General features: G+C 61.6%; 28 protein-coding genes. 17 read left to right on the top strand and 11 right to left on the bottom strand.

Annotated elements, in window-relative coordinates; translation table 11 throughout:
- Positions 1-6 precede the first annotated feature (6 nt).
- The 7 genes from C4J89_RS25100 (at position 7) to C4J89_RS25130 (ending at position 5,167) form a co-directional block, all read left to right on the top strand.
- Positions 7-594, top strand: a complete 588-nt coding sequence (locus tag C4J89_RS25100) for a YggT family protein (protein WP_124364807.1) — start codon at positions 7-9, stop codon at positions 592-594.
- A 193-nt stretch (positions 595-787) separates the two neighbouring features.
- Positions 788-1,930: a homoserine O-acetyltransferase gene (locus C4J89_RS25105; RefSeq protein WP_124364808.1), complete on the top strand. Its 1,143-nt coding sequence runs from the start codon at positions 788-790 to the stop codon at positions 1,928-1,930.
- Between the two features lie 25 nt (positions 1,931-1,955).
- Positions 1,956-2,576: a methionine biosynthesis protein MetW gene (metW, locus tag C4J89_RS25110; protein WP_124364809.1), complete on the top strand. Its 621-nt coding sequence runs from the start codon at positions 1,956-1,958 to the stop codon at positions 2,574-2,576.
- A gap of 21 nt (positions 2,577-2,597) precedes the next feature.
- Positions 2,598-3,032 (top strand): DUF4426 domain-containing protein, encoded by a 435-nt coding sequence (locus C4J89_RS25115; RefSeq protein ID WP_124415822.1) that lies wholly within the window; start codon positions 2,598-2,600, stop codon positions 3,030-3,032.
- Entirely contained in the window at positions 3,029-3,625 is a 597-nt protein-coding gene (gene rdgB / locus C4J89_RS25120) for an RdgB/HAM1 family non-canonical purine NTP pyrophosphatase (RefSeq protein WP_124415823.1), read from the top strand. Before C4J89_RS25115 ends, rdgB begins: the two co-directional genes overlap by 4 nt.
- The gene (gene hemW, locus C4J89_RS25125) at positions 3,622-4,824 is read left to right on the top strand and encodes a radical SAM family heme chaperone HemW (RefSeq protein ID WP_124415824.1); all 1,203 of its coding nucleotides are present in this window, start codon (positions 3,622-3,624) and stop codon (positions 4,822-4,824) included. The genes rdgB and hemW overlap by 4 nt, the downstream gene beginning before the upstream one ends.
- Before the next feature lie 19 nt (positions 4,825-4,843).
- Complete coding sequence (locus C4J89_RS25130; protein WP_122716594.1) at positions 4,844-5,167, top strand: DUF3392 domain-containing protein; 324 nt, start codon at positions 4,844-4,846, stop codon at positions 5,165-5,167.
- Between the two features lie 145 nt (positions 5,168-5,312).
- Here C4J89_RS25130 and trmB read toward each other — a convergent pair whose 3' ends face one another.
- The 4 genes from trmB to C4J89_RS25150 form a co-directional block, all read right to left on the bottom strand.
- Positions 5,313-6,038, bottom strand: coding sequence for a tRNA (guanosine(46)-N7)-methyltransferase TrmB (gene trmB / locus C4J89_RS25135; RefSeq protein ID WP_124415825.1), 726 nt, complete (start codon positions 6,036-6,038; stop codon positions 5,313-5,315).
- A 9-nt stretch (positions 6,039-6,047) separates the two neighbouring features.
- Positions 6,048-6,842 (bottom strand): thiazole synthase, encoded by a 795-nt coding sequence (locus C4J89_RS25140; protein ID WP_124415826.1) that lies wholly within the window; start codon positions 6,840-6,842, stop codon positions 6,048-6,050.
- Between the two features lie 54 nt (positions 6,843-6,896).
- Complete coding sequence (gene thiS, locus C4J89_RS25145; RefSeq protein WP_122462156.1) at positions 6,897-7,097, bottom strand: sulfur carrier protein ThiS; 201 nt, start codon at positions 7,095-7,097, stop codon at positions 6,897-6,899.
- Positions 7,098-7,168: 71 nt separating this feature from the next.
- Entirely contained in the window at positions 7,169-7,549 is a 381-nt protein-coding gene (locus tag C4J89_RS25150; RefSeq protein WP_124415827.1) for a DUF423 domain-containing protein, read from the bottom strand.
- Positions 7,550-7,623: 74 nt separating this feature from the next.
- On the opposite strand from C4J89_RS25150, the gene mtgA reads away from it, so the two are divergent.
- A complete protein-coding gene (gene mtgA / locus C4J89_RS25155; protein ID WP_124415828.1) occupies positions 7,624-8,346 on the top strand; it encodes a monofunctional biosynthetic peptidoglycan transglycosylase in 723 nt (240 codons plus the stop codon).
- A gap of 132 nt (positions 8,347-8,478) precedes the next feature.
- On the opposite strand, the gene rpoH is transcribed toward mtgA, so the two are convergent.
- The 4 genes from rpoH to ftsY all read right to left on the bottom strand — a co-directional run bounded on the left by rpoH (position 8,479) and on the right by ftsY (position 12,518).
- Positions 8,479-9,333, bottom strand: coding sequence for an RNA polymerase sigma factor RpoH (rpoH, locus tag C4J89_RS25160; RefSeq protein WP_003176698.1), 855 nt, complete (start codon positions 9,331-9,333; stop codon positions 8,479-8,481).
- Positions 9,334-9,463: 130 nt separating this feature from the next.
- Positions 9,464-10,486 carry a permease-like cell division protein FtsX gene (gene ftsX, locus C4J89_RS25165; RefSeq protein ID WP_124364817.1) on the bottom strand — a complete coding sequence of 341 codons (1,023 nt, stop codon included), beginning with the start codon at positions 10,484-10,486 and terminating at the stop codon, positions 9,464-9,466.
- Complete coding sequence (gene ftsE / locus C4J89_RS25170; protein WP_003213784.1) at positions 10,483-11,154, bottom strand: cell division ATP-binding protein FtsE; 672 nt, start codon at positions 11,152-11,154, stop codon at positions 10,483-10,485. The genes ftsX and ftsE overlap by 4 nt, the downstream gene beginning before the upstream one ends.
- On the bottom strand, positions 11,151-12,518 hold the full coding sequence (ftsY, locus tag C4J89_RS25175) for a signal recognition particle-docking protein FtsY (RefSeq protein ID WP_124415829.1): 1,368 nt from the start codon (positions 12,516-12,518) through the stop codon (positions 11,151-11,153). The genes ftsE and ftsY overlap by 4 nt, the downstream gene beginning before the upstream one ends.
- Positions 12,519-12,749: 231 nt before the next feature.
- Between ftsY and C4J89_RS25180 the strand changes: the two genes are divergently transcribed.
- Genes C4J89_RS25180 through C4J89_RS25195 form a run of 4 tightly spaced genes read left to right on the top strand, consistent with a single transcriptional unit; the run spans position 12,750 to position 17,218 of the window.
- Positions 12,750-14,105, top strand: coding sequence for a pitrilysin family protein (locus tag C4J89_RS25180; protein ID WP_124415830.1), 1,356 nt, complete (start codon positions 12,750-12,752; stop codon positions 14,103-14,105).
- Positions 14,098-15,588, top strand: coding sequence for a pitrilysin family protein (locus C4J89_RS25185; protein WP_124415831.1), 1,491 nt, complete (start codon positions 14,098-14,100; stop codon positions 15,586-15,588). Before C4J89_RS25180 ends, C4J89_RS25185 begins: the two co-directional genes overlap by 8 nt.
- Positions 15,588-16,193, top strand: coding sequence for a 16S rRNA (guanine(966)-N(2))-methyltransferase RsmD (gene rsmD, locus C4J89_RS25190; protein ID WP_124364821.1), 606 nt, complete (start codon positions 15,588-15,590; stop codon positions 16,191-16,193). Before C4J89_RS25185 ends, rsmD begins: the two co-directional genes overlap by 1 nt.
- Positions 16,194-16,222: 29 nt before the next feature.
- Positions 16,223-17,218 carry a hydrolase gene (locus C4J89_RS25195; protein WP_124368707.1) on the top strand — a complete coding sequence of 332 codons (996 nt, stop codon included), beginning with the start codon at positions 16,223-16,225 and terminating at the stop codon, positions 17,216-17,218.
- 630 nt (positions 17,219-17,848) lie between these two features.
- On the opposite strand, the gene C4J89_RS25205 is transcribed toward C4J89_RS25195, so the two are convergent.
- Positions 17,849-18,703 (bottom strand): sulfurtransferase, encoded by an 855-nt coding sequence (locus C4J89_RS25205; protein WP_124415832.1) that lies wholly within the window; start codon positions 18,701-18,703, stop codon positions 17,849-17,851.
- 33 nt (positions 18,704-18,736) lie between these two features.
- Positions 18,737-19,408 carry a TetR/AcrR family transcriptional regulator gene (locus tag C4J89_RS25210; RefSeq protein ID WP_124364824.1) on the bottom strand — a complete coding sequence of 224 codons (672 nt, stop codon included), beginning with the start codon at positions 19,406-19,408 and terminating at the stop codon, positions 18,737-18,739.
- 144 nt (positions 19,409-19,552) lie between these two features.
- Here C4J89_RS25210 and C4J89_RS25215 point away from each other — a divergent pair, with 144 nt between their 5' ends.
- The 5 genes from C4J89_RS25215 (at position 19,553) to C4J89_RS25235 (ending at position 24,124) form a co-directional block, all read left to right on the top strand.
- Positions 19,553-20,980, top strand: a complete 1,428-nt coding sequence (locus tag C4J89_RS25215) for a coniferyl aldehyde dehydrogenase (RefSeq protein ID WP_124415833.1) — start codon at positions 19,553-19,555, stop codon at positions 20,978-20,980.
- Positions 20,981-21,008: 28 nt separating this feature from the next.
- On the top strand, positions 21,009-21,554 hold the full coding sequence (locus C4J89_RS25220) for a twin-arginine translocation pathway signal protein (protein WP_124415834.1): 546 nt from the start codon (positions 21,009-21,011) through the stop codon (positions 21,552-21,554).
- 37 nt (positions 21,555-21,591) lie between these two features.
- The gene (locus C4J89_RS25225) at positions 21,592-23,187 is read left to right on the top strand and encodes a GMC family oxidoreductase (protein ID WP_124415835.1); all 1,596 of its coding nucleotides are present in this window, start codon (positions 21,592-21,594) and stop codon (positions 23,185-23,187) included.
- A 103-nt stretch (positions 23,188-23,290) separates the two neighbouring features.
- Positions 23,291-23,770 carry a pantetheine-phosphate adenylyltransferase gene (gene coaD, locus C4J89_RS25230; RefSeq protein ID WP_049711086.1) on the top strand — a complete coding sequence of 160 codons (480 nt, stop codon included), beginning with the start codon at positions 23,291-23,293 and terminating at the stop codon, positions 23,768-23,770.
- Positions 23,771-23,872: 102 nt separating this feature from the next.
- The gene (locus tag C4J89_RS25235) at positions 23,873-24,124 is read left to right on the top strand and encodes a YfhL family 4Fe-4S dicluster ferredoxin (protein WP_003195146.1); all 252 of its coding nucleotides are present in this window, start codon (positions 23,873-23,875) and stop codon (positions 24,122-24,124) included.
- Positions 24,125-24,255: 131 nt separating this feature from the next.
- Here C4J89_RS25235 and mutM read toward each other — a convergent pair whose 3' ends face one another.
- On the bottom strand, positions 24,256-25,068 hold the full coding sequence (mutM, locus tag C4J89_RS25240; protein WP_124364828.1) for a bifunctional DNA-formamidopyrimidine glycosylase/DNA-(apurinic or apyrimidinic site) lyase: 813 nt from the start codon (positions 25,066-25,068) through the stop codon (positions 24,256-24,258).
- Between the last annotated feature and the right edge of the window lie 7 nt (positions 25,069-25,075).

A 25,075-nucleotide genomic window follows, 5' to 3' on the forward strand; every position in this document is an offset into this window, starting at 1 on the left:
ACAAACATGCTCGGAATCAATGACGCTGCCATCTTCATCATCCAGACCCTGGGCAGCCTGTACCTGCTGATCGTGCTGATGCGCTTTATCCTGCAACTGGTGCGGGCGAACTTCTACAACCCGTTGTGCCAGTTCGTGGTCAAGGCCACCCAACCACTGCTCAAGCCGCTGCGCCGGGTGATACCGAGCCTGTTCGGGCTGGACATGTCGTCGCTGGTACTGGCACTGCTGCTGCAGATCCTGCTGTTCGTGGTGATTCTGATGCTCAACGGCTACCAGGCCTTCACGGTGCTGCTGTTGCCATGGGCGCTGATCGGCATTTTCTCGCTGTTTTTGAAGATCATCTTCTGGTCGATGATCATCAGCGTGATCCTCTCGTGGGTTGCCCCCGGCAGCCGCAGCCCAGGCGCCGAGTTGGTCTACCAGATCACCGAACCGGTGCTGGCGCCGTTCCGCCGCCTGATCCCCAACCTGGGCGGTCTGGATATTTCGCCGATCTTCGCGTTTATCGCGATCCAGCTGATCCAGAGCTGGGTGATTCCACGGCTGGCGTTTTATGCGTTCATGCCCAAAGAGCTGTTCGGCCTGATCTGACAATACGCTGGAAAGTGTGGGAGGGGGCTTGCCCCGATGGCAGTAGATCAGTCAAATAGATGTCGACTGACACACCGTCATCGGGAGCAAGCCCCCTCCCACATTTTGTATCTGTGTACCGGCGCAGGCCTTTGCTTGCCGCTGGGTCCAGTGGTCTTTAGACTTACGCCTCATTTAAACGAGAGCAGGGTCGATGCCAACTGCCTTCCCCCCCGATTCCGTTGGACTGGTCGTGCCCCAAATGGCGCACTTCAGCGAACCCTTGGCCCTGGCCTGCGGCCGTTCGCTGCCCGCCTACGACCTGATCTACGAAACCTACGGCCAACTCAACGCCACGGCGAGCAACGCCGTGCTGATCTGCCACGCCTTGTCCGGCCACCATCACGCTGCGGGCTTCCACAGCGTCGACGAGCGCAAGCCCGGTTGGTGGGACAGCTGCATCGGCCCCGGCAAGCCCATCGACACCAACAAGTTCTTCGTGGTCAGCCTGAACAACCTCGGCGGCTGCAACGGTTCCACCGGCCCCAGCAGCCTCAACCCGGAGACCGGCAAGCCCTTCGGCGCCGACTTCCCGGTACTCACCGTGGAAGACTGGGTGCACAGCCAGGCGCGCCTCGCCGACCTGCTGGGCATCGGCCAATGGGCGGCCGTGATCGGTGGCAGCCTGGGCGGCATGCAAGCCCTGCAATGGACCATCACCTACCCGGATCGCGTGCGCCACTGCCTCGCGATCGCCTCGGCGCCCAAGTTGTCGGCGCAGAACATTGCCTTCAACGAAGTGGCGCGCCAGGCCATCCTCACTGACCCGGAGTTCCACGGTGGTTCGTTCCAGGAAGCGGGGGTGATCCCCAAGCGTGGCCTGATGCTGGCGCGGATGGTCGGGCACATCACCTACCTGTCCGATGATTCCATGGGCGAGAAATTCGGCCGTGGCCTCAAGAGCGAGAAGCTCAACTACGACTTCCACAGCGTCGAGTTCCAGGTGGAAAGCTACCTGCGTTATCAGGGCGAGGAGTTCTCCGGGCGTTTCGACGCCAACACCTACCTGCTGATGACCAAGGCGCTGGACTACTTCGACCCGGCCGCGAACTTCAATGACGACCTGGCGAAAACCTTCGAGCAGGCCACGGCCAAGTTCTGCGTAATGTCGTTCACCACCGACTGGCGCTTCTCGCCGGCGCGCTCACGCGAGCTGGTGGACGCCCTGATGGCTGCGCGCAAAGACGTCTGCTACCTGGAGATCGATGCACCGCAAGGCCACGACGCCTTCCTGATTCCGATCCCGCGTTACTTGCAGGCGTTCAGCAACTACATGAACCGCATTACGCTTATATGAATTGCTTACGCTTTGGGAGAACGCCATGAGAGCCGACCTGGAAATCATCCAAGACTGGATCCCCGCCGGCAGCCGCGTGCTCGACCTGGGCTGCGGTGATGGCGAGCTGCTGAGCTGGCTGCGCGACAACAAGCAAGTCACCGGCTACGGCCTGGAAAACGACCCGGACAACATCGCCCAGTGCGTGGCCAAGGGCATCAACGTGATCGAGCAGGACCTGGACAAGGGCCTGGGCAACTTTGCCAGCGACAGCTTCGACATCGTGGTGATGACCCAGGCCCTGCAAGCAGTGCACTACCCGGACCGTATCCTCGACGAAATGCTGCGCGTCGGCCGCCAGTGCATCATCACCTTCCCCAACTTCGGGCACTGGCGCTGCCGCTGGTACCTGGCCACCAAGGGCCGCATGCCGGTATCGGACTTCCTGCCGTACACCTGGTACAACACGCCGAACATCCACTTTTGCACCTTCGAAGACTTCGAAGCCCTGTGTGGCGAGCGTGAGGCCAAGGTGATCAACCGCCTTGCCGTCGATCAACAACATCGCCACGGCTGGGCGAGTAAGCTATGGCCCAACCTGTTGGGCGAAATCGGTATCTACCGGGTCAGCAGCCCTGGCCTGACCGACCACAAGATTGCCGTCTAATCATTATCAAGAGGGACGCTCATGAGTCGTTTGGCTGTTTTTCTCCTGACCGCCTGCCTGGGCGCCAGCGCCATGGCTGCGCACGCTATCGACGCTAACCGCAAGAAAGACTTTGGCGATATTACCGTTCACTACAACACCTTCACCTCCAGCTTCCTGCCACCCGAGACCGCCCAGAACGTCGGCATCGTGCGCAGCAAGGAAAAGGGCTTGATCAATGTGACCGTGATCAAGGGCGTCACACCGGTCGCAGCCCAGGTAACCGGTACCATCAAAGACCTGGGCGGCAAGAGCGAAATCCTGACCTTCAAGCAAATCGAAGAGAAAGGCGGCATCAGCTACCTCGCGCCCTACTCGGTGACGCAGCGGGAATACAAGACGTTCACCATCAACGTTGAAACCGGTGGCAAGGCCCATGGTTTCCAATTCAACCAAGAACTGTTCCCGGCCGAATGATGAACCTTACCCAACTCGTACTGGCCAGCCACAACGCCGGCAAACTCAAGGAACTGCAGGCCATGCTCGGTGAGTCCGTGCAACTGCGCTCCATTGGCGAGTTCAGCCAGGTAGAGCCGGAAGAAACCGGCTTGTCGTTCGTTGAAAACGCCATCCTCAAGGCACGTAACGCTGCACGGATCTCCGGCCTACCGGCTTTGGCGGATGATTCTGGCCTGGCGGTAGATTTCCTCGGCGGCGCGCCGGGCATCTATTCGGCACGCTACGCCGATGGCAAGGGCGACGCGGCCAACAACGCCAAGCTGCTCGACGTCCTCAAGGACGTGCCCGATGCCGAACGTGGCGCGCAGTTCGTCTGCGTGCTGGCGCTGGTGCGGCACGCCGATGACCCGCTGCCGATCCTGTGCGAAGGCTTGTGGCAGGGTCGCATTCTGCACGCGGCCAGCGGTGAGCATGGCTTTGGCTATGACCCGCTGTTCTGGGTACCGGAGCGCAACGTCTCCAGCGCCGAACTGAGCCCGGCCGACAAGAACCAGATCAGCCACCGCGCCCGCGCCATGGCGTTGCTGCGCCAGCGTTTGGGCCTGAAATGACCCAGAACACCTCTGCGCAGCCGCTGATCCACGGTGGCACGCAAACACCCCGGGCGGCTCTGCCGGTGCTGCCGCCCCTGGCGCTGTACATTCACATTCCGTGGTGCGTACGCAAATGTCCGTATTGCGACTTCAACTCCCATACCGCAAGCAACGTGCTGCCGGAAGAAGAGTACGTGGACGCCCTGCTGGCGGACCTGGACCAGGACCTGCACGCCGTTTACGGCCGAGCGCTGAGTTCGATCTTTTTCGGCGGAGGCACCCCCAGCCTGTTCAGCGCCGCAACCTTGGGGCGCCTGCTTGAAGGCGTGCAAGCACGCATCCCGTTTGCCGACGATATCGAGATCACCCTGGAAGCCAATCCGGGCACCTTTGAGCAAGAGAAGTTCGTCGCTTATCGCAAGCTGGGGATCAATCGCCTGTCCATCGGCATCCAGAGCTTCCAGCAGGAAAAACTCGAGGCGCTGGGTCGCATTCATAATGGTGACGAAGCCGTACGTGCAGCGGATATGGCGCGCCAGGCCGGGTTCGATAACTTCAACCTGGACCTGATGCACGGTTTGCCCGATCAGTCCCTGGACGACGCCCTGGCCGATCTGCGCCAAGCCATCGCATTGAAGCCGACGCACTTGTCCTGGTACCAGTTGACCCTGGAACCCAACACGGTGTTCTGGAACCAGCCCCCTGCGCTGCCGGAAGACGACACCCTGTGGGACATCCAGGAAGCCGGCCAGGCGCTGCTCGCCGAGCACGGTTACACACAATATGAAGTGTCGGCCTATGCCCAACTCGGTCGACCGGCGCGGCATAACCTCAATTACTGGAGCTTTGGCGACTTCATCGGTATCGGTGCCGGTGCCCATGGCAAGCTCAGCCATCCGGACGGGCGCATCGTGCGCACCTGGAAAACCCGCGCACCGAAGGACTACCTCAACCCGGCCAAAAGCTTCCAGGCGGGGGCCAAAGAACTGACCAATGAAGAGCTGCCGTTCGAGTTCCTGATGAACGCCCTGCGTCTCACCGAAGGCGTAGACGCCAGGCTTTACGCCGAGCGCACCGGCCTTGACCTGGCGAGCCTCGCCGAAGGCCGCCGCGAGGCAGAACAAAGTGGCTTAATGCAGGTCGAACCGTCACGCCTGGCGGCGACCGACCGCGGGCAACTCTTTCTCAATGACCTGTTGCAGACGTTTTTGAGCTGACGCTTTTTAAGGAAATCGAATGGATTTGGTACTCGACCTGCTCGCCACCGTATCCCGCTGGAGCCGTAGCAACCTGTCGGAAATCTCCCTGGCCTTGGTCGGTTGTTTGCTGGTGCTGTTCGGCGCTGACATCAAGGGCTGGATCGAAGCCCGCCTGGGCAGCATCGCCGGCGCGTTGCGCGTCCCCCTGATGGCGTTGGTGTGCATGATCGGCAGCGGCGCGGCGCTGATCTACGCCACGCCGTGGATCGTGCGGGGGCTGAGCCAGTTCAATAACTACAGCCTCGCGCCGGTGCTGGTGGTGGTGCTGGTGTTGATTGGCGTCGTCGCCGACCGCCGCTGATTCCAGACCCAACACAGATACCAATGTGGGAGGGGGCTTGCCCCCGATTGCGGTGGATCAGTCACCAAATCTTTGGCTGATACACCGCTATCGGGGGCAAGCCCCCTCCCACATTTTTACTGCATTTCAAATTCGGAAGCGGGTCTCAGGCCAGCTTCTCGAACTTCAAATCCCACACGCCATGCCCCAACTTCTCGCCACGGCGTTCGAACTTGGTGATCGGGCGCTCCGCAGGGCGCGGTACGCATTTGCCGTCTTCGGCCAGGTTGCGGTAGCCGGGGGCGATGTTCATCACGTCCAGCATGTATTCGGCATAGGGCTCCCAGTCGGTGGCCATGTGCAGGATGCCCCCCACTTTCAGCTTGCTGCGCACCAGTTCCGCGAAGGAAGCCTGGACGATGCGACGCTTGTGGTGACGGGCTTTGTGCCATGGGTCGGGGAAGAACAGCATCAGCCGGTCGAGGCTGTTGTCGGCAATGCAGCGGTTGAGCACTTCAATCGCGTCGCAGTCGTAGACCCGCAGATTGGTCAGGCCCTGGGTCAGCACGCCGTTCAACAGCGCGCCGACACCTGGGCGGTGCACTTCTACACCGATGAAATCCTGGTCCGGCGCGGCCGCCGCCATTTCCAGCAGGGAATGGCCCATGCCGAAGCCGATTTCCAGGGAACGCGGGGCCGAGCGCCCGAACACCTGGTCGAAGTCCACCGGCGCATCGGCCAGGGGCAACACGAACAGCGACGTGCCTTGGTTGAGGCCTTTTTGCTGGCCTTCGGTCATGCGCCCGGCGCGCATCACGAAGCTCTTGATGCGGCGGTGCTTGGACTCGTCGCCTGCTTCCACGGGGTTCGGCGTTTCGTTTGATTCAGTCATCAATAGCTCTTACTTGATCAGGCCATCCAGCGGCGAAGAGGCGCTGGCATAGAGTTTTTTCGGCATACGCCCGGCGAGGTAGGCCAGGCGGCCCGCGACAATTGCGTGTTGCATGGCTTCGGCCATCATGATCGGTTGCTGGGCATGGGCAATGGCCGAGTTCATCAGCACCGCGTCGCAGCCCAGCTCCATGGCGATGGTAGCGTCGGAGGCAGTGCCCACGCCCGCATCCACCAGCACCGGGATCCTGGCTTCTTCAAGGATGATCTGCAGGTTGTAAGGGTTGCAGATCCCCAGGCCGGAGCCGATCAGGCCAGCCAGCGGCATCACCGCGATGCAGCCGATTTCCGCCAGCTGGCGGGCGATGATCGGGTCATCGCTGGTGTAGACCATCACGTCAAAGCCTTCCTTGACCAGGGTTTCGGCGGCCTTGAGGGTTTCGATCACGTTGGGGAACAGGGTTTTCTGGTCGGCCAGCACTTCCAACTTCACCAGGTTGTGGCCGTCGAGCAACTCACGGGCCAGGCGGCAGGTGCGCACGGCTTCGATGGCGTCAAAGCAGCCAGCGGTGTTCGGCAGGAAGGTGTAGCGGTCCGGCGACAGCACGTCGAGCAGGTTCGGCTCGCCCTCGATCTGGCCGAGGTTGGTGCGACGTACGGCGAAGGTAACGATTTCGGCGCCCGAGGCTTCGATGGCCAGACGGGTTTCTTCCATGTCGCGGTACTTGCCGGTGCCGACCAGCAGACGGGACTGGTAGGTACGACCGGCCAGGACGAAAGGCTTGTCGCTACGAACGATGCTCATGGGAAATCCTCGTAATGGGGTGAGGTTCTGCAGAATGCGTTACGGCCGGGGCGACTAACCGCCGCCGATGGCGTGCACCACTTCGACACGGTCACCTTCGCTGAGCGCGGTGCCTTCGTGCTGGCTGCGCGGGACGATATCCAGGTTGAGCTCCACTGCGACACGACGCCCGGTGAGGTCCAGGCGGGTCAGCAGGGCCGCGACGGTTTCACCGTCGGGCAGTTCAAGGGGTTCGCCGTTCAACTGAATGCGCATGCCACGGGCCGCCATCGTTTTTAGGGGCCGGCATTCTAACGCGATTGGGCGCTGAAGGTCAGCTTCAAGCGTCAAGCGGTCAGTTGCAGGCGCCAGGCGAGCAAGCCGAGGAAAAACCAGCCGAGCAGGAACGCCAGCCCGCCGAACGGCGTGATGATCCCGAGTTTGCTGATGCCGGTCAGGGTCAACAGATACAGGCTGCCGGAGAACAGCACGATGCCGACCACAAATGAAATGCCCGCCCAGGTGACCAGTCGACCAGGAATATGCGCGGCCAGCAGCGCCACGCCAAACAACGCCAGGGTATGCACCAGTTGATACATCACGCCGGTGTGAAAGATCGCCAGGTAGTCGGCGCTCAGGCGGTTTTTCAGGGCATGGGCGGCGAACGCGCCGAGGGCGACACCGGTAAAGCCAAAAAAGGCAGCCAGCATCAGAAAGCTACGCAGCATGAGGAACTCCAGTCAGACTCATCGGGCAGGGTCTGTATAATGGCCCGCTCAACGGGTTCGGCCAAGCCATCTCTATGCTGCGTGTCCTCTTCAATCGCTTTCTCAACGTCGTGAAATGGTTCGCCATCGGCAGTGTGCTGCTGGTGCTGCTGTTTCGCGTCGTACCGCCGCCGTTCACTGCGCTGATGGTGGAGCGCAAGGTCGAATCCTGGATCGACGGCGAACCTATTGACCTGCAGCGCAGCTGGGTGGCGTGGGACGAGATTTCCGACGACCTCAAAGTGGCGGTGATGGCCAGTGAAGACCAGCGTTTCCCGCAACACTGGGGCTTCGACTTTGGCGCGATTCAGGCGGCGATCGTGCATAACGAGCGCGGCGGTACCATTCGCGGCGCCAGCACCTTGAGCCAGCAGGTGTCGAAGAACCTGTTCCTGTGGACCGGCCGCAGTTATCTGCGCAAGGGCCTGGAAGCCTGGTTTACCGGGTTAATCGAGGTGCTGTGGCCCAAGCAGCGCATCCTTGAGGTGTACCTCAACAGCGTGGAGTGGGACGAGGGTGTGTTCGGTGCGCAAGCAGCGGCGCGGCATCATTTCGGGGTGAGCGCCAAAGGGCTGTCGCGTCAGCAGGCCAGCTACCTGGCGGCGGTGTTGCCGAACCCACGGGTGTGGAGTGCCAGCCATCCAACCGCCTATGTGGCGCGGCGCGCGGCGTGGATTCGCCAGCAAATGAGTCAGTTGGGTGGCGAGGACTATTTGGTCGAGTTGAACAACTCCCGCAAGGCTCCCTGGTCCGACTGACACAACACAGAAACAAATGTGGGAGGGGGCTTGCTCCCGATAGCGGTGGATCAGTCACTCATATGTCGACTGACACTCTGCTATCGGGGGCAAGCCCCCTCCCACATTTTTAACCCAGCATTGCCAGCTGGATCAGGCGGCGATCGACAGCTTCAGCTTGTTCATCGCGCTTTTCTCAAGCTGACGAATCCGCTCGGCCGACACGTTGTACTTCTGCGCCAGGTCGTGCAGCGTGGCTTTTTCTTCCGCCAGCCAGCGCTGGTAGAGAATGTCACGGCTGCGGTCGTCCAGCACTTCCAGCGCTTCGTGCAGGTTGTGATTGGAGTTGTCGCTCCAGTCGGCGTCTTCCAGTTGACGCGCCGGGTCGTACCGGTGGTCTTCCAGGTAATTGGCCGGCGATTGGAAGGCGCTGTCGTCGTCTGCTTCGGCAGCCGGGTCGAAGGCCATATCATGGCCGGTCAGGCGACTTTCCATCTCGCGCACTTCACGGGGCTCCACGCCGAGGCTTTCGGCCACGCGGTGGACTTCCTCGTTGTTCAGCCACGCCAGGCGTTTCTTCTGGCTGCGCAGGTTGAAGAACAGCTTGCGCTGGGCCTTGGTGGTCGCGACTTTCACGATGCGCCAGTTGCGCAGGATGAATTCGTGGATTTCCGCCTTGATCCAGTGCACGGCGAACGACACCAGGCGCACACCCATTTCCGGGTTGAAACGCTTCACCGCCTTCATCAGGCCAACGTTGCCTTCCTGAATCAGGTCAGCCTGTGCCAGCCCGTAGCCGCTATAGCTACGGGCGATATGTACGACAAAACGCAGGTGGGCGAGCACCATCTGCCGAGCCGCCCCCAAATCCTGCTCATAGTAGAGACTCTCGGCCAGTTCACGCTCCTGCTCGGGCGTCAGCAAGGGAATGCTGTTTACCGTGTGCACATAGGCTTCCAGGTTCGCACCCGGGACCAAGGCATAAGCAGGTTGCAAAGAAGTGGTCATACGAAAAAACCTCCGACTCACATAACTCGTGCAGTTCAGCACTGCGAAAATTGACCGGGGAACCGTAGGACAAGTTCCCTAAACTGCTGACAAGGTCAATACAAACGAAACTACATTACCCTGACATTAACTACTTCGGTGCCAGCTCACGTAAGTGCCGTGCCACCGCAATCCACGCACCGATATACCCCAACAATACCGCGCCAAGCAAGAGACTCAAACCATCGGCTACCGGCACCCCTGCCAGGGCAAAATCGCTGCCGTACAAGCCGGCAAGCCCGATAACCGCATCGTTCAGCCAGTTCAGGCCAAAAGCCAGCACGCCCCAGGACAAAATCCCGGCACCAAAGCCATAAAGCGCACCCATGTACAGAAAAGGACGACGCACATAGCTGTCCGTGCCGCCGACCAGTTTAATCACTTCTATCTCGGTGCGGCGGTTTTCAATATGAAGACGAATGGTATTACCTATCACCAAAAGTAATGCAGACACCAACAGCACCGTCAAACCGAACACGAAGCGGTCGCCCAGCTTGAGGATCGCGGCCAGCCGCTCTACCCAGACTAGATCAAGTTGCGCCTGTTGCACCTTGGGCATCTCTGCGAGTTTTTGTCGCAGGGCTTCCAGGGCCGGCTTGTCCACTTCATTGGGCGTCACCAGCACCACGCCTGGCAGCGGGTTCTGCGGCAGCTCTTTAAGCGCCTCGCCCAGGCCGGATTGTTGCTGGAACTCTTCCAGCGCCTGATCGCGGCTGATGTATTCGGCATCCGCCACCCCTGGCAGGTTCTTGATCTCGTCGCGCAGGCCCTCGCCGTCCTTGGTGCTGGCGTCGAGGTTCAGGTACAGGGAAATCTGCGCCGCGCGCTGCCACGAACCGCCCAGGCGCTCCACATTATTGAGCAGCAACGACAAGCCCATTGGCAGGCTCAGGGCCACGGCCATCACCAGGCAGGTGAAAAAGCTGCCGATCGGCTGCTTGCCCAGGCGGCGCAGGCTGTCGAGCAGGCTGGCACGATGGCTTTCGATCCAGGCACGCAACAGGGTGCCAAAGTCCGGGCCGTCGTCTTCGTCGTGTTTTTTCTTTTTCGGTTGCGGGTCGGCCGGTTTCGGCGCCACGCGTTCGGATACCTTAGGGCTGCGTGTTGCACTCATACGCCGGCCTCCCCGTCGCCGATCAAACGACCGCGTTGCAGGGTCAGCATGCGATGGCGCATGCGCGCAATCAGCGCCAGGTCGTGGCTGGCGATCAACACGCTGGTGCCCAGCCGGTTGATGTCTTCGAACACCCCCATGATCTCGGCCGCCAGGCGCGGGTCGAGGTTACCGGTGGGTTCATCCGCCAGCAGCAAGGCCGGGCGGTGAACGATGGCGCGTGCGATACCGACGCGCTGTTGCTGGCCGGTGGACAGGTCGCCGGGGTAGAGGTCGGTCTTGTCCGACAAGGCCACGCGCTCCAGGGCTGAATCGACCCGCTTGACGATCTCGGCCTTGGACAGCCCGAGAATCTGCAGGGGCAAGGCAATGTTGTTGAACACCGTGCGGTCGAACAGCAACTGGTGGTTTTGAAACACCACGCCAATCTGACGGCGCAGGAACGGGATCTGCGCATTGCTGATGGTGGCCAGGTCCTGTCCCGCCAGCAGCAGCTTGCCGGTGGTTGGGCGCTCCATGGCCAGCAGCAGGCGCAACAAGGTGCTCTTACCGGCGCCGGAATGCCCGGTCACGAACAAAAACTCGCCCCGCCGTACTCGAAAGCTCAGCTCATGCAAGCCCACATGCCCGTTGGCGTAGCGTTTACCGACCTGTTCGAATCGAATCATGAACGCTCCCGCTCGGCAAACAGTGCCTGTACAAAGGGTTCGGCTTCAAAGGTGCGCAGGTCGTCGATGCCTTCACCGACGCCGATATAACGAATCGGCAACCCGAACTGCTTGGCCAGGGCGAAAATCACACCGCCCTTGGCCGTGCCGTCGAGCTTAGTCAATGCCAGGCCGGTCAGTTGCACCGTCTGGTTGAATTGTTTGGCCTGACTGATGGCGTTCTGCCCGGTACCGGCGTCCAGCACCAGCAGTACCTCATGCGGGGCGTCGGCGTCGAGCTTGCCGATCACGCGGCGGACCTTCTTCAGCTCTTCCATCAAATTGTCTTTGGTGTGCAGGCGGCCGGCGGTGTCGGCGATCAACACATCGATGTTCCGGGCCTTGGCTGCCTGCACGGCATCGAAAATCACCGACGCGGAGTCGGCACCGGTGTGCTGGGCGATCACCGGGATCTTGTTGCGCTCGCCCCACACCTGCAGTTGCTCAACGGCAGCGGCACGGAAGGTGTCGCCGGCGGCGAGCATGACTTTCTTGCCTTCGGACTGCAGTTTTTTCGCCAGCTTGCCAATGGTGGTGGTCTTGCCGGCGCCGTTGACGCCTACCACCAGGATCACGAACGGCTTCTTCGGGGTGATCACCAGCGGCGCTTCAACGGGTTTAAGCATGGCGGCCAGCTCGGCCTGCAAGGATTTGTACAACGCGTCGGCGTCGGTCAGCTGCTTGCGGGCGACCTTCTGGGTCAGGCTCTGGATGATCACGGCGGTGGCTTCGACGCCTACGTCTGCGGTGAGCAGGCGGGTTTCGATGTCTTCCAGCAGCTCGTCATCAATGGTCTTCTTGCCGAGGAACAGGCTGGCCATGCCCTCGCCGATACTGGCGCTGGTTTTGCTCAGACCTTGCTTGAGCCGGGTGAAAAAGCCGGTTTTGCTGGTTTCAGCGGCCGGCTCTTCGATGATGGCAGGCGCAGGGGCCTCAACGGCGGGTGGCGTCTGGACGACTGTCGCTACGGGTTCAACCACCGTAGGAATAGGCGGCGCTACGTGCTCAACCTGCACATCTTCAACCAGCGCCACCGGCTCTTCAGCCACCGGCAGTGGCGGCCACGGCTTGTGCTCTGGCTCTGGCTCTGGCTCTGGCTCTGGCTCGACCGCAGGCTGCAGCACCGGCTCGGCCATCGGCAACACCGTCGGCGCCGGTGTTTCGGCTACCGGGTCGGCTTCTACTATAGGCTCAGGGATAGGTTCAGGTTGAACCTGTGGCTGTTCGACGACGGTTTCCTGCGGCTTTTTGCGCAGCCATCCGAACAGGCCTTTCTTCTCGCCAGCCGCAGCTGGGGTCTTCTTGTCGTCGTTGGAACCAAACATGGAGACGGCTATCTCAAGGTAGCGACGCGCCAGCAGGCGCTTCGGTAAATAAAATTCGATGCGTAACAGACTGTTTTTTAGCCAGCTCGTTCATGCGCAACATTTTGAAGGCCAAAATAGAGCCTCAACAAGACAGCCGCAGTGGCCGCCCCTAAGTCGGATCGGTATCCTAGCACCTCCTCGCCCGCCGACGCTAAGACCAAGCGGGCAGTCCAACAGGTTAAAAAACGAATGAATGCTCTAGCCCGCCGCGCCGCAGGCCTGCTGCTCAGCACAGTTTGTCTGCCCCTTTCAGCTTTGGCTGCCGACCCACAACCCACCCACGAATTCACCCTCGACAACGGCCTCAAGGTGGTCGTGCGCGAAGATCATCGCGCGCCGGTGGTGGTTTCCCAGGTCTGGTACAAGGTCGGCTCGAGCTACGAAACCCCGGGCCAGACCGGTTTGTCCCATGCCCTGGAACATATGATGTTCAAGGGCAGCGCCAAGGTCGGCCCCGGCGAAGCCTCGCTGATCCTGCGCGACCTGGGCGCTGAAGAAAACGCCTTCACCAGTGACGACTACACCGCTTATTACCAGGTGCTGGCCCGCGACCGCCTGGGCGTGGCCTTCGAACTGGAAGCCGACCGTATGGCCAGCCTGCGCCTGCCGGCCGATGAGTTCAGCCGCGAAATCGAGGTCATCAAGGAAGAGCGCCGCCTGCGCACCGACGACAACCCGATGTCCAAGGCCTATGAACGCTTCAAGGCCATGGCCTTCCCGGCCAGCGGCTATCACACGCCCACCATCGGCTGGATGGCTGACCTTGAGCGCATGAAGGTCGAGGAACTGCGCCACTGGTACCAGGCCTGGTACGTGCCGAACAACGCGACCCTGGTAGTGGTCGGCGACGTCACGCCGGACGAGGTGAAAAACCTGGCCCAGCGCTACTTCGGCCCGATCCCCAAGCGTGACGTCCCGCCAGCCAAGGTCCCGATGGAGCTGGCCGAGCCCGGCGAGCGCCTGCTGACCCTGCACGTGCAAACCCAGCTGCCCAGCGTGTTCCTCGGTTTCAACGTGCCGAGCCTGGCCACTGCCGAGGACAAGCGCTCGGTACAAACGCTGCGCCTGATCTCGGCCCTGCTCGACGGCGGTTACAGCGCGCGTATCTCCGAGCAGCTGGAGCGGGGTGAAGAACTCGTCTCCGCCGCGTCCACCGATTATGACGCCTTCACTCGCGGCGACACGCTGTTCATGCTGACCGCCACGCCCAACCAGCAGAAGAAAAAGACCGTCGCCCAAGCCGAAGCCGGCCTGTGGCGCCTGTTGGAAGAGCTAAAAGCCAAGCCGCCAACCGTCGAAGAGCTGGAACGCATCCGCGCCCAGGTGATTGCGGGCGTGGTCTACCAGCGCGACTCCATCACCGCCCAGGCCACGGCGATCGGCTCGCTGGAGACCGTAGGCCTGTCCTGGAAGCTGATGGACACTGAGCTTGCCGACCTGCAAAGCGTCACCCCGGAAGATATCCAAAAAGCTGCACGCACCTATTTCACCCGCGAACGTCTGAGCGTCGCCCATGTTTTGCCTGAGGAGACCGCTCATGAGTGACCGCAAGAGCAACCGCCTGATTCTGCCCGGCCTGATCGCCGTCACCTTGATCGCGGCCGGTGCTGTGTACCTGTTGCGCCCGAGCGAGTCGGTCGCCAGCCAGGCCCTGGACAAGGCCCAAACGGCCAACACACTGCAATCGCTGGCTGAACTGGACGGCAAGGCGCCGACCAACCGCAAGCTAGACGTGCAAACCTGGAACACCGCCGAAGGCGCCAAGGTGCTGTTCGTCGAAGCCCATGAACTGCCGATGTTCGACGTGCGCATCCTGTTCGCCGCCGGCAGCAGCCAGGACGGCGATGTGCCGGGCCTGGCCCTGATGACCAATGCCATGCTCAACGAAGGCGTGCCGGGCAAGGACGTCAGCCAGATCGCCAGCGGCTTTGAAGGCCTGGGGGCCGACTTTGGCAATGGCGCCTATCGCGATATGGCCCTGGTATCCCTGCGCAGCTTGAGCGACAGCGACAAACGCGATGCCGCACTCGCGCTGTTTGATGACGTGATCGGCAAGCCGACCTTCCCGGCCGACTCACTGGCACGCATCAAGAATCAGATCCTGGCCGGCTTCGAATACCAGAAACAGAATCCCGCCAAGCTGGCGAGCATCGAGCTGTTCAAGCGCCTGTACGGCGACCATCCGTATGCCCACCCAAGCGAAGGCACGCCTGAAAGCGTGCCGGCGATTACCGTGCAACAGCTGCAGGCATTCCACGCCAAGGCTTATGCGGCAGGCAATGCCGTGATCGCGGTGGTGGGCGACCTGACCCGCGCCGAAGCCGAAGCCATGACCGCCAAGGTCTCTGCCGCGTTGCCCAAGGGCCCGGCCCTGGCGAAGATTGCCCAGCCAACCGAGCCAAAGGCCGGCCTGAGCCGCATCGAGTTTCCCTCCAAGCAGACCCACCTGCTGTTTGCCCAGTTGGGCATCGATCGCGCCGACCCGGACTACGCTGCACTGTCCCTGGGCAACCAGATTCTGGGCGGCGGCGGTTTCGGCACGCGGTTGATGAGCGAAGTGCGTGAAAAACGCGGCCTTACCTACGGCGTGTACTCCGGCTTCTCGCCGATGCAGGTGCGCGGCCCGTTCATGATCAACCTGCAAACCCGCGCCGAAATGAGCGGCGGCACGTTGCGCCTGGTCGAAGACGTCGTGGCCGACTACCTCAAGACCGGCCCCACCCAGAAAGAGCTGGATGACGCCAAGCGCGAACTGGCCGGCAGCTTCCCGCTGTCCACCGCGAGCAACGCCGATATCGTCGGGCAGCTCGGCGCCATGGGTTTCTATAACCTGCCGCTGAGCTATCTGGAGGATTTCATGAAACAATCCCAGGCCCTGACCGTGGAGCAGGTCAAGGCTGCAATGAACAAACACTTGAGCGCCGACAAGATGGTCATCGTGACCGCCGGCCCGACGATTGCGCAAAAGCCACTACCGCCCCCCACTGATAAACCTGCCGAGCAGCCGCTCGGGGTTCCGGAGCATTAATGGCCAGTTCATCTCGCCCGAAAAAACCTGTCCACAACGTACATAACGGTGTGGGCCAACTGCGCATCATTGGCGGTGAATGGGGCAGCCGCAAGCTGAGCTTCCCCGATGTCGTGGGCCTGCGCCCGACGCCAGATCGCGTGCGCGAAACCTTGTTCAACTGGCTTGCGCCCTACATCGGCGGCGCCAAGGTGCTCGACCCGTTTGCGGGCAGTGGCGCGCTGTTCCTGGAGGCGCTGTCCCGTGGCGCCTCCCAGGCCCAGGCGCTGGATGCTAGCAATGTGGCGGTGTCCAGCCTCAAAGAACACTTGGGCACGTTGCGCTGCACCAACGGCCAGGTTCAGACCGCCGACGCCTTACGCTACCTGGAAACCCAGGCGGCCAGCGAATACGACGTGGTGTTCCTCGACCCACCGTTCAACCAGAACCTGCTGCCGACCGTGTGCGCATTGCTGGAAGAACGCCAATGGTTGGCGCCGGATGCGTGGGTCTACACTGAAAGCGAGACAGCGCCGTCGACGCTCGGCCTGCCGGGGAGCTGGCGCTTGCACCGTGAGCAGAAGTCCGGGCGGGTTTATTACGCGTTGTGGCACCGCACCCTGTAGGAGCGAGCTTGTCAGGCAGCGAGTATTTCATGACGGCATCTGTGGACCGCTTCACCCCCGCCTTCGGCCTCGGCAACCCCCATCTGCAAACGCTGTGGGGGCCGCTATGGCGTCCCACCACGCATATCGAGCGTCAGCGCGAACGCCTGTGGCTGGAAGACGGCGACTTTCTGGACCTCGACTGGCACGGCCCACATGACGTGCACGCGCCTCTGGTGCTGGTGCTGCACGGGCTGACCGGTTCGTCCAATTCGCCCTACGTGGCCGGCCTGCAAAAGGCGCTCGCCGCCCAAGGCTGGGCCAGCGCAGCCTTGAACTGGCGCGGTTGCTCAGGCGAGCCGAATTTGTTGGCCCGCAGCTACCATTCCGGTGCCAGCGAAGATCTGGCGGCAGCGATCGCCCATCTGCGTGCCAAGCGGCCGTTGGCGCCGTTATATGCGGTGGGTTATTCCTTGGGCGGCAATGTATTGCTCAAGCACCTGGGGGAAACCGGCGACGCCTCCGGGCTGCAAGGCGCGGCGGCGGTATCGGTGCCGTTTCGCCTGGATCAATGCGCGGACCGTATCGGGATTGGCTTTTCGCGGGTGTATCAGAAGCACTTTATGCGCGAGATGCTGGCTTATATCCGCGTCAAGCAACGCCAGTTTTTGCAGGACGGCCGACAAGACGGGCTCAACACCCTGGAGGCGTTGGGTCCGTTGGAGAAAATGCGCACGTTCTGGGATTTCGATGGCCGGGTCACCGCGCCGCTGCACGGTTTCCTCAGCGCCGAGGATTACTACCGCCGCGCCTCGAGTCGCTATTACCTGGGCGCTATCCGCACGCCGACGTTGATTATCCAGGCGGCGGATGACCCGTTTGTGTTTGCCCACAGTTTGCCCGAAGCCAGTGAGCTATCAGACTGTACCGAGTTCGAGCTGACGGCCAAGGGCGGGCATGTGGGGTTTGTAGAGGGTTCGCTGAAACGCCCCGGCTACTACCTGGAACGCCGCATCCCCCAATGGCTACTGGCACAACACGGATAAAAATGTGGGAGGGGGCTTGCCCCCGATAGCAGTGGGTCAGCTAGAGATCAGCTAGCTGATACCCCCCTATCGGGGCATAGGTATCTACACAACTTTGGCGTGGCCTGACCCTGTGACGGCTCGGGAGCCGAAGCCTCTCTAACTGACGCCCCGCGACCTAAATGTGGGAGGGGGCTTGCCCCCGATGGCGGCCTGACAGCCGACCAAGCTGTTGGATCAGAGTGAGTACATATCCTTTGCTGCGGTAACGGCGGCTTAGGGTTCCGCCCTGACGGCGGGTCACTTTGGAAAAGAGCCCCAAAGTAACCAAAGGGCTCTTGCCCCACCACTCGGCACCTCGCCCCGGCTCGGTGTGCCCGTAATCCGACAGTGATGTGGGGGGCCGCCGCCACGCGCCATCCATGGCGCGGGGCGGCTAAACCGGCATCCCTGCCGGTTTACCCCCCAAATCACTGTCGAATTCCGGCCAGCGTGGTTTAACGGGGCGCTTAGATCAAAAGCAAGAGCAAGAGCAAGAGCGGCTCGCTTCGCATCGTGGTTACTGTTGGCTGCTGCACAGTTGTGTAGATACCTATGGCTATCGGGGGCAAGCCCCCTCCCACATTTTGATTGGGTTCGCAGGCCGATTGCTCAGTCGCCTGTGGCCACTTCCCGCTTGGGGTCCGTAATCCACTCACTCCAAGATCCCGCATACAACTTGCCCAACGGATACCCCGCCAAGCCCAACGCAAACAGGTTATGACACGCTGTCACACCCGAACCGCAATACGCCACCAGCTCATCCGGCGACCGGCCCTGCAACTGCGCAGCAAAACGCTGTTTGAGCTGCTCAGCCGGCAAAAAGCGCCCATCACTGCCCAGGTTTTCATTGAAGGCCGCGCATTGAGCGCCTGGAATATGCCCGGCGATCGGGTCGATTGGCTCCACATCGCCACGAAAACGCGCCTGGGCGCGAGCATCGATCAACGTCATGCCCGGTTCGCCCAGGCGTTTCTGCAACTGTTCGGCATCGAGCACCAATCGATTATCCGGCGTACCGGCAAACGTGCCTCGTTCAACCACCGGCGCATCCAGGCTCAATGGGAAGCCCGCCGCGTGCCACGCCTTGAGGCCGCCATCCAGGATAAACACACCCTCGCGCTTGCCGAGCCAGGCCAGCAACCACCATGCCCGAGCCGCAAAGGCCCCTGGGCCGTCGTCATACAGCACCACGTCGGTATCAGCGCTGATGCCCCATGCCTGCAATTGCTGAATGAAGGCGTGCGCCGCGGGCAGCGGGTGACGGCCGGTCACGCCCTTGATCACCGGGCCGCTGAGATGGCGCTCCAGGTCGGCATATTGCGCCCCTTCGATGTGCCCTTCGGCATAGCTGCACAGGCCGTAATCCGGGTCTTCCAGGGCAAAACGGCAATCGAGGATCACCAGCCCGGCCGACGTTTGGCGCTCGGCTAATGCCTGGGGGCTGATCAGTTGGGCAAGCGGCATGACTGACTCCTGTGCATACAAAGGGGAAAGGTCTTACTTCACTTCTTCCAATGCCTGGTTCAATGGCACGTAAAACTCTTTGAACAACGCATCCACCGCCGTTTTTGCCTGAGGCGTGACAAACCCAGCCTCCAGCACCAGCACCTGATAGACCCCACGTTTTATCGCTTCGGCGCTCAAATGGGTGGAATTTTCATTGGTGGTGCACAGGAAACGCACCCACGAGGTCAGGATGATCCAGGCATTGAGGGTCAGGGCCTCGGTTTGCACCGGGTCCATCGTGAGGATGCCGGCGTCGACAAAGCCCTGGTAGATCGCCCCGCCCTGGATCAGGCAGCGCTGGGAGAAGCGTCGGTAGCCAGTGGCCAGCTCGGGGTCGCTTTCCAATAAATGTTCGAGGTCGCGGTGCAGGAAGCGGTAGCGCCACATGCCGGCCAGTACCGCCTGCAGGTAAAAGCGCTTGTCTTCCACCACCATCGCCCGCCCCTGGGGCGGGCGTAGGAAACTGTCCACCAACGCTTCGTATTCGCGAAACAGCACGGCGATAATCGCCTGCTTGTTGGGGAAGTGGTAGTACAGGTTGCCCGGGGAAATTTCCATATGGGCAGCGATATGGTTGGTGCTGACACTGCGCTCGCCCTGCTGGTTAAAAAGCTCCAGGCTGGTTTGCACAATTCGCTCGCTGGTCTTTACTCGTGGTGCCATAGGGCTCAGCTTCCAAACACGGGATTGGGCATCTTACGGCCTATCCGGGTCAGGATAAATCTGGTTGTTACTGCAATGTTATTTGACAATTTAGAGTAATGACTCTAAAAATCCAGGCAGACCTATAACAACCGGGACCGCGCCATGTCTGCCAACGTTGCCTACCTGCAGCAATCCCAGGCGCTGGATCAACTCCAGATCCTGTTCGACGCTCAACGTCGCGCCTATGCCGCCAACCCGATGCCGCCGGCCGCGCAACGCCAGCAATGGCTCAAGGCCCTGCGCGATGTGCTCAGCGATGAACGCCAGGCGCTGATCAATGCGATCAGCCAGGACTTCAGCCATCGCAGCGCGGACGAAACCCTGTTCGCCGAACTGATGCCCAGCCTGCACGGCATTCACTACGCGAGTAAACACCTCAAAGGCTGGATGAAACCTTCTCGACGTGCTGTAGGCATTGCCTTTCAGCCCGCGTCGGCCAAAGTCATTTACCAACCGCTGGGTGTGGTCGGCGTCATCGTGCCGTGGAACTACCCGCTGTACCTGGCCATCGGTCCGCTGGTCGGGGCCTTGGCCGCCGGTAACCGGGTAATGCTCAAGCTCAGCGAATCCACGCCGGCAACCGGCGAACTGCTCAAGGCATTGCTGGCAAAAATCTTCCCCGAGGACCTGGTGTGCGTGGTGCTCGGCGAAGCTGACGTCGGCGTGGCGTTTTCCAGGTTGCGTTTCGATCATTTGCTGTTCACCGGCGCCACCAGCATCGGCCGGCATGTGATGCGGGCCGCCGCCGAACACCTCACACCGGTCACCCTGGAGTTGGGCGGCAAATCGCCGGCCATTGTTTCCGCCGACGTACCGCTCAAGGACGCCGCCGAACGTATCGCCTTCGGCAAGGCCTTGAACGCCGGGCAAACCTGCGTGGCGCCCGACTATGTGCTGGTGCCGGAGGAACGTGTGGACAGTTTTGTCGAGGCTTACGCCAACGCGATTCGCGGGTTTTATCCGACCCTGGCCGACAACCCGGACTACACCGCCATCATCAACGAGCGACAACTGGCCAGGCTCAATGCCTACGCCAAGGATGCCACCGACAAGGGCGCCACCCTGATTCCTCTTTACGACCAGGGCCAGGCACGCCGTATGGCCCATAGCCTGTTGCTGAATGTGAGCGACGATATGACGGTCATGCAGGACGAGATCTTTGGTCCGCTATTACCGATCGTGCCCTATCGCGGCATCGACCAGGCCTTTGCCTACATCAACCAACGCCCTCGCCCGCTGGCCCTGTATTACTTCGGCTACAACAAACGCGAACAGGACCGTGTGCTCCACGAGACCCACTCGGGCGGCGTGTGCCTGAACGATACCCTGCTGCACGTGGCCCAGGACGACATGCCATTCGGCGGCGTCGGCCCCTCTGGCATGGGCCACTACCACGGCCACGAAGGTTTCCTGACGTTCAGCAAGGCCAAGGGCGTGCTGGTCAAACAGCGTTTGAACGCGGCGAAGCTGATCTACCCGCCCTACGGGAAAACCATCCAGAAGTTGATCCAGAAGCTGTTTATCCGCTGATAACCTCACCTGCGGGACAAAAAAAACAATGAACCCCAGCCTGACTGAAACACCTGCGCTGTCGCGGCGCGGCGTCTTGAAAATCGGCCTGTGCGCCAGCGCGTTCCTGGCCACCGCCGGGCTGGGGGCGAGCCTCAGCGGCTGCTCAAGCAGCACGCCGGCCAGCGGCTTTGCGCTGTTGCGGACCAGTGACCTGCCATTTTTGCGCGCGGTCATCCCGGTACTGCTGGAAGGCGCAGCCAGCGCCCAGGCCATCAGCGCCGGAATTGAAGACACCCTGAAAAAGCTCGACTACAGCCTGCAGTATCTGTCACCGCAGATGTTCAAGCTCACCCAGCAGCTGTTCGATGTGCTCGGCATGGGCATTACCCGAGGCCCGCTGACGGGTATCTGGGGCAGCTGGGAAAATGCCAGCGCGGAGCAGCTGCGCAACTTCCTGCAGCGCTGGGAAAACAGCTACCTGAACCTGCTGCGCATGGGCCAGGGCTCGCTGCTCAAGCTGGTGACCATGGCCTGGTACTTCCGGCCCGAGTCCTGGGCCCATTGCGGCTATCCCGGGCCGCCGAAAATCTGATTTGCATCCCCGACAATAAAAACCAGAGACGAACCTGATGCCCGTACCCGATCTATTCCGCGACGGCATGGCCCGCGGCTGGAAAACCCACAACGGCGCCGCCCTCGACAGCGACCTGACCCTGGAAGCCGACGTAGCCATCATCGGCAGCGGCGCCGGTGGCGGCACCACCGCCGAAATCCTCAGCGCCGCGGGCTACAAGGTGCTGTTGATCGAAGAAGGCCCACTCAAGACCAGCACTGATTTCAAGCTGCTGGAAGACGAAGCCTATGCCAGCCTGTACCAGGAAGGGATCGGCCGCATGAGCAAGGACGGTGCGATTACCATCCTGCAGGGCCGGGCGGTGGGCGGCACGACGTTGATCAACTGGACCTCCAGCTTCCGCACACCGGATGCCACCCTCGCCCATTGGGCCAGCGACTACGCGGTGAAGGGCCATAGCAGCGCCGAGATGGCGCCATGGTTCGAGACCATGGAGCAGCGCCTGGGCATCGCGCCATGGGCCCTGCCGCCCAATGCCAACAACGACGTGATCCGCAAAGGCTGCGAAAAGCTCGGCTACAGCTGGCACGTGATCCCGCGCAATGTGCGCGGTTGCTTCAACCTGGGTTATTGCGGCATGGGCTGCCCGGTCAACGCCAAGCAATCGATGCTGGTGACCACCATCCCCGCCACGCTGGAGAAAGGCGGCGAGCTGCTCTACCTGGCTCGCGCCGAGCGCCTCAAATACAGCGGCGACATGATCAGCAGCCTGGAATGCGTGGCCATGGATGAGCGCTGCGTGGCGCCTACCGGCCGCAAGATCACTGTTAAGGCCAAACACTACGTACTCGCGGGCGGCGGCATCAACAGCCCGGCATTGCTGATGCGCTCCGGCGCGCCCGACCCGCATTCACGCCTGGGCAAACGCACCTTCCTGCACCTGGTGAATTTCTCCGCCGGGTTGTTCGACGAGGTGATCAACCCGTTCTACGGGGCGCCGCAGTCGATCTATTCCGACCACTTCCAGTGGCAGGACGGCACCACCGGTAAAATGTCCTACAAACTAGAAGCTCCGCCCCTGCATCCAGGACTGGCCACCACCCTGTTCGGCGGCTACGGCGCGCAGAATGCCTTGGACATGAGCCAATTGCCCCACACCCACGCCATGCTCGCGCTATTGCGAGACGGCTTTCACCCCGACAGCCCTGGCGGCGCAGTGGAATTACGCGGTGACGGTACGCCGGTGCTCGACTATCAGGTCTCGCCCTACGCCTGGGACGGCCTGCGCCGGGCCTTCCACAGCATGGCCGAGATTCAGTTCGCGGCCGGCGCCAAATCGGTCAAGCCCCTGCATCACGACGCCCGGTACGTGAATAACCTGGCAGACGCACGTAGTTTGATCGACGGTTTGAGCCTCGAGCTGCATCGCACCACCCTGGGCAGCGCCCATGTGATGGGCGGTTGCGCCATGGGCGAAGACCCGACAAACGCAGTGGCCGATAGCCTCGGTCGCCATCACCAACTGCGCAACTTGTCGATTCACGACGGCTCTCTGTTCCCCACCAGCATTGGGGCAAATCCCCAATTGTCGGTGTATGGATTGACTGCCCAACTGGCGTCGGCTTTGGCCGAACGTCTGAAAACAGCGTGAAAAATCGCAGGATTCACCGCATCTATCTACATAAGTCGACTTGGCCGACCGGGATGGCTGCGATACCATCCGGTTCCCCAACGGACTCCGCCAGGACGACGCGATGAACCGAGTGTTGTACCCAGGTACCTTCGACCCGATTACCAAAGGCCATGGCGATCTGGTCGAACGCGCCTCTCGCCTGTTCGACCATGTGATCATCGCGGTTGCCGCCAGCCCCAAGAAAAACCCGTTGTTCCCGCTGGAACAACGCGTGGAGCTGGCCCGTGAGGTCACCAAGCACCTGCCTAACGTAGAAGTGGTGGGCTTTGCGACGCTGCTGGCGCATTTTGCCAAGGAGCAGAACGCCAATGTGTTCCTGCGTGGCCTGCGCGCGGTGTCGGATTTCGAATATGAATTCCAGCTGGCCAACATGAACCGCCAACTGGCGCCGGACGTGGAAAGCCTGTTTCTGACGCCGTCGGAACGTTACTCGTTCATTTCCTCGACGTTGGTGCGCGAAATCGCTGCTTTGGGCGGAGATATCACCAAGTTCGTGCATCCAGCCGTTGCGGACGCGCTGACGCTACGCTTCAAGAAGTAAGACCGCTCAACCGGCGCCCGCTCGCGCTGCGGGCGCCAATGCGGCACAATTGCGCGCATTAGTTTTCAGATGCCTTGGCTGACGGCCCTGGCAGGAGTTTTCATGTCCCTGATCATCACCGACGATTGCATCAATTGCGACGTCTGCGAACCCGAGTGCCCGAACGCTGCAATTTCCCAGGGCGAAGAGATCTACGTGATCGACCCCAACCTGTGCACCCAGTGCGTCGGCCACTACGACGAGCCCCAATGCCAGCAGGTGTGCCCGGTGGATTGTATTCCATTGGATGAAGCCCATCCGGAGACGGAAGAGCAGTTGATGGAGAAGTACCGGAAGATTACCGGTAAGGCTTGAGGCTATTCAGCGTCTGTAAGGGCCTCATCGGGGGCAAGTCGAATCGTCGCACCGCCCCTCCCACATTTGAAATGTGTTCACATGTGGGAGGGGGCTTGCCCCCGATGGCGATATCAGCCATCACACAGCACTCAGCTCTGACACTTGGGGCAAAACACACTCGCCCGCTGCCCCAGCACCACATTGCGCAACTCGGTCCCGCAGACCTTGCACGCCGCGCCGCCCCGGCCATAAACGAACAGTTCCTGCTGGAAATACCCCGGCTGCCCATCGCCGCCGATAAAGTCGCGCAACGTGGTACCGCCGCGCTCGATGGCTGCCGCCAGCACGCGCTTGATCTCGATCGCCAGCTTCAGATAACGCCCCCGCGATATACCGCCCGCCGCGCGACGCGGATCGATTCCCGCCGCAAACAGCGCTTCCGTCGCATAGATATTGCCCACGCCCACCACCACCGCGTTATCCATGATGAACGGCTTCACCGCCATCGACCGTCCACGGGACAGCTGGAACAAACGCTCGCCATCAAACAGCGCGGTCAACGGCTCCGGCCCCAGGCGGATCAGCAGCTCGTGGTTGTGCGGGTCCTGGCTCCAGAGCATCGCGCCAAAGCGCCGGGGGTCGGTGTAGCGCAGGGCCAGGCCGGATTCCAGCTCGATATCCACATGTTCATGCTTGGCCGCAGGCATGCCGACTTCAACCAGGCGCAGGTTGCCCGACATGCCCAGGTGGCTGATCAAGGTGCCCACTTCGGCATTGATCAACAGGTACTTGGCGCGCCGCTCCACCAGCACGATGCGCTGCCCGGACAGGCGCACATCGAGGTCTTCCGGGATCGGCCAGCGCAGACGGCGCTCACGCACCACCACCCGGCTGACGCGCTGGCCCTCCAAGTGAGGGGCAATCCCGCGCCGGGTGGTTTCGACTTCTGGTAACTCAGGCATGTGTACC

Source organism: Pseudomonas sp. R4-35-07 (assembly GCF_003852235.1).
Taxonomy (GTDB): domain Bacteria; phylum Pseudomonadota; class Gammaproteobacteria; order Pseudomonadales; family Pseudomonadaceae; genus Aquipseudomonas.